The sequence below is a fragment of the Acidimicrobiales bacterium genome (assembly GCA_036273495.1).
GTDB lineage: Bacteria > Actinomycetota > Acidimicrobiia > Acidimicrobiales > JAJPHE01 > DASSEU01.
Map to the genome: position 1 here is coordinate 1 of DASUHN010000305.1, position 4,069 is coordinate 4,069.

Consider the following 4,069-nt stretch of genomic DNA (forward strand, 5'->3'; position numbering starts at 1 on the left):
AAATCGTGGCCGCCGCGGTCGGCCACGATCGGGACGAACAGCTCTCCGCCGTGCACGGCCCGGGAGTCGATGGTGACTCCGCCCAGCTCCACGTCCGCCCCGTGCAGGCGACCGGCGAGCGCGCCGGCCAACTCGCTGGCGCGTAGGCGCATCGGGGGAGTCTTACAGTTGGCCGCCGTGGCCCCGCCCGAGCGGATCCGGTTGGTCGTGCTGTTCGGCGGGCGCTCCGCCGAGCACGAGGTGTCGTGCGTCTCGGCCCTCCACGTCCTGCGGGCCGCCGACCCGGCCCGGTACGAAGTGGTCGCTGTAGGGATCGCCCGCGACGGTCGCTGGTTGGCGGCGGGGGACGCGGTTCTGGCGCTGGGCCAGGGCGCACGCGCCCTGCCCTCTCCGGACGAGAGCGCCGGCCCCGAGCTCGACCCGTTGCCGGCAGTGGCGCCGCCCGAAGGGGGCCAGCAGGTGGTCGTCCTGCCCCTCCTCCACGGGCCGATGGGGGAGGACGGTACGGTCCAGGGCCTGCTCGAGCTGGCCGGGGTGCCCTACGTGGGGGCGGGGGTCGCGGCGTCGGCGGTGTGCATGGACAAGGGGCTCTCCAAGCGGCTGCTGGCCGCTGCCGGCCTGGCGGTGGCGCCGTGGATAGAGGTCAGGCGCCACGAGCTGGGGGAGGGATTCCAGGCGCGCGTGGCGGGCGAGCTGGGCTTCCCCGTGTTCGTGAAGCCGGCCAACCTCGGCTCGTCGGTGGGCGTCACCAGGGTTCCCGGCCCGGAGGGGCTCGAGGCCGCCCTGGCCGAGGCGCTGCGCTACGACGAGTACGTCGTCGTCGAGGAGGCGGTGCAGGGACGCGAGATCGAGGTGGGGGTGATCGGGGACGAGTCCCCGCGGGCGTCGGTACCGGGGGAGATCGCGCCCAGCCACGAGTTCTACGACTACGACGACAAGTACGTGGACGGCGCCGCCGGCCTGGTCGTTCCGGCCGACATCGGGGGGGCGCTGACGACCGAGGTGCAGGAGCTCGCTGTGCGCGCCTACCGCACCCTGCGGGTGGACGGGATGGCGCGGGTCGACTTCTTCCTGGAGGAGGGCGGCCGCGGCTTCCTCGTGAACGAGCTGAACACGATCCCCGGATTCACGCCGGTGTCGATGTTCCCGCGGCTGTGGGAGGCCAGCGGGGTTCCGTATGCGGAGCTGGTGGACGAGCTGGTGCGGCTGGCGGTCGGGCGGCACCGGCGACGCTCGCGGTTCCAGACCAGCAGATGACGGTGAGCAGATGACGGAGAGCACATGAGCGAACGTCATTTCGCCGTCTCGGCCGTGGGGGCCGACCGGCCCGGCATCGTCGCCGGGGTGACGGGCGCCCTCGTGGACCTGGGGTGCAACCTGGAGGACACGTCGATGACCGTGCTGAGGGGTCGCTTTGCCATGGTCCTGATCGTGGCCGGGCCGGAGCGCCTCGAAGCCGCGTCCGTCGAGAGCACGCTGCGACCGGTGGCGGGGGAGCTGGGCCTGGCGGTGTGGGTGCACGACGTGGACGAGCTGGAGCCGTCCGCCGTCGAAGGGGAGAGCTGGGCGGTGTCGGTCCACGGTGCCGACCACCCCGGGATCGTCCACGAGGTGGCCGCCGTGCTCGCTGAGGCCGGCGTGAACATCGTCGACCTGTCGACCCGGGTGCTGTCGGGGGAGCATCCGGTCTACGTCATGATCCTCGAGGTGATCCTGCCCCCCGGGAGCGACCCGCCCGCCCTCGAGGAGCGTCTGGCCCTGCTGTCGACGCGCATCGGCGTGGCGTGCTCGATGCACCTGTCGGGCGCCGACATCCTCTAGCCGCAGACAACGCATCGACCTGCGCGTGGCCGTTCGTCCCGTAGTCCGCCTGCCCGATCCGGTCCTCAGTCACCCGGCGGGGCCGGTCGGGCCGATCGACGACGCCGCCCGGCGCCTGGCCACCGACCTCGTCGACACCATGCGCGCCAGCCCGGCGTGCGTCGGGTTGGCGGCACCGCAGATCGGCGTTTCCCTGCGGGCGTTCGTGGTGGACGTCACCGGGCATAGCAAGGCCCGGTCGTGCCACGGGACGGTGGTGCTGATCGACCCCGAGCTGGTCTCGTACGAGGGCGCCGAGCTGGCGCGGGAGGGGTGCATGAGCGTTCCCGACCTGACCGGCGACGTGCCCCGGCCGACCCGGGTGGTCGTGCGGGGGCGGGCGCCGGACGGATCGGAGGTGGTGGTCGAGGCCGACGCCTTCGAGGCGCGCGCCTTGCTCCACGAGCTCGACCACCTCGACGGCCGGCTGTTCCTCGACCGGGTCCCCGGCCCGGCAGCCGTGTTCCAGCGGCGCGTCTACCGCTGACCAGCCGGGCCCGCGTCCGGGCCCGGGTCGATGACCTCGGCCGTGGCGCCGCCGGCCGCGTGCACCCTCCACACCGGGCCGGGCAGCACCGAGGCGTCGAGGCGCTCGAGGGTTCCGGCGTCGGCCAGGGCCACCACGCAGCCCCCGAAGCCGGCGCCGGTCAGCCGGGCGCCGTGCACGCCCGGGGCCGCCTCGAGGGCGACGACCAGAGCGTCGAGCTCGGGAGTGGAGACGTCGAAGTCGTCACGGAGGCTGCGGTGGCTGTCGGACATGAGCCGGCCCGCCCCGGCCAGATCCCCCTCCTCCAGGGCGGCGGCGCACTCGAGCACGCGCCGGTTCTCGGTGATCACGTGGCGGGCCCGCCGCACCAGGACAGCGTCGGTGAGGGCCTCCGCCGCCCCGACCGAAGCATCCCGGAGCGGTCCGAGGAGGGCCGCGGCCCGGTCGCAGTCGGCCCTGCGGTCGGCGTACGCCGATCCCACGAGGGCCCGGTCGGTGCCGGAGTGGGCCACCAGGACCTCGGCGCCGGGCGGAAGGGGGACGGGGCGCAGCTCGAGGCTCTCGCAGTCGATGACGAGGGCCGCCCCCTCGACCGCCGCCGCCGAGCAGAGCTGGTCCATGATCCCCCCGGGCACCCCCGACCCGAGCTGCTCGGCCCGCTGGCAGGCCCGGGCCAGGTCCCGGGCCGGGCCGGAGAACCCCAGCGCCAGGGCCACCGCCACGGTCAGGGCTGAGCTCGAGGAGAGCCCGGCCCCGACCGGGACCGTGCTCGACACCACTCCCCATCCCCCCTGGGCGGGGCGCAGGACGGCCACCACCCCGGCGACGTAGCGGCCCCAGTCGGCGACGCGCGGGGCGTCGGCGGTCGCCACGGCGAGGTCGACGACCACGGCATGCGGGGAGTGGGTGGAGACCAGCTCAACCCCCGCGCCGTGGCGGCGGAGCTCGATGGTCGTGGCGCGGTCCACGGCCATCGGCAGGACCCAGCCGCCCGTGTAGTCGGTGTGGTCCCCGATCAGGTTCACCCGGCCCGGGGCCACGGCCCGGACCAGCACGTCCGGCCCGGCCACGCCGACCGGGCGGCTCCCGGGATCGCTCAAGGCGCCACCGGCGCCGGCGGCCCGGTGGGCGGATGCTCGCTCCGGGGGGTCATGCCGGGAGCTTCGCAGGCGGCGCTTGACCCCCCGCGACAGCGGCGGCCAGCATCCCCGGCATGCCTAGTGGGAGCGGGCCCCTTGCCGGGGTGCGGGTGATCGAGGTGGCCGGGATCGGGCCGGGGCCCTTCGCCGGGATGATGCTGGCCGACATGGGGGCGGACGTGATCCGCGTCGACCGGGCCCAGTCCGTGCGGGACGGGGACCCCGGCCCGCCCCCGCTGGACCTGCTGGCCCGGGGGCGGCGCTCCGTCGGGGTCGACCTCAAGAACCCGGCCGGGGCCGAGACCGTCCTGCGGATGGTGGAGGGGTCCGACGCCCTGATCGAGGGCTTCCGCCCCGGGGTGGCCGAGCGCCTGGGGATCGGCCCCAAGGAGTGCCTGGAGCGCAACCCGGCCCTGGTCTACGGGCGGATCACCGGGTGGGGCCAGGAGGGGCCGTACGCCGCCATGGCGGGCCACGACATCAACTACATCGCCCTGTCCGGCACCCTGCACCCGATCGGGCGGGCGGGCGGACCACCGGTCCCGCCGCTCAACCTGGTGGGGGACTTCGGCGGGGGCGGCAT

Annotated in this window: 5 protein-coding genes; 4 read left to right on the forward strand and 1 reads right to left on the reverse strand. The window is 75.0% G+C overall.

What is annotated here, in order from left to right; all coding sequences use genetic code 11:
• The first annotated feature begins 177 nt into the window (after window positions 1–177).
• The 3 genes from VFW24_12960 to def are packed head-to-tail and all read left to right on the forward strand — an operon-like array spanning window position 178 to window position 2,347.
• Window positions 178–1,257 (forward strand): D-alanine--D-alanine ligase family protein, encoded by a 1,080-nt coding sequence (locus VFW24_12960; protein HEX5267674.1) that lies wholly within the window; start codon window positions 178–180, stop codon window positions 1,255–1,257.
• A 24-nt stretch (window positions 1,258–1,281) separates the two neighbouring features.
• The gene (locus VFW24_12965; GenBank protein ID HEX5267675.1) at window positions 1,282–1,821 is read left to right on the forward strand and encodes an ACT domain-containing protein; all 540 of its coding nucleotides are present in this window, start codon (window positions 1,282–1,284) and stop codon (window positions 1,819–1,821) included.
• A 25-nt stretch (window positions 1,822–1,846) separates the two neighbouring features.
• On the forward strand, window positions 1,847–2,347 hold the full coding sequence (gene def, locus VFW24_12970) for a peptide deformylase (protein ID HEX5267676.1): 501 nt from the start codon (window positions 1,847–1,849) through the stop codon (window positions 2,345–2,347).
• On the opposite strand, the gene galK is transcribed toward def, so the two are convergent.
• A complete protein-coding gene (galK, locus tag VFW24_12975; GenBank protein HEX5267677.1) occupies window positions 2,338–3,447 on the reverse strand; it encodes a galactokinase in 1,110 nt (369 codons plus the stop codon). The genes def and galK overlap by 10 nt on opposite strands.
• Window positions 3,448–3,560: 113 nt before the next feature.
• Between galK and VFW24_12980 the strand changes: the two genes are divergently transcribed.
• Window positions 3,561–4,069: CaiB/BaiF CoA-transferase family protein (locus VFW24_12980; protein ID HEX5267678.1), on the forward strand; the 509-nt coding region annotated here is incomplete at its 3' end.

What these genes read in the sequence shown, in the direction of transcription:
- VFW24_12965 (HEX5267675.1), top strand. Translation starts at nt 1,282, where the DNA reads ATGAGCGAACGTCATTTCGCCGTCTCGGCCGTGGGGGCCGACCGGCCC.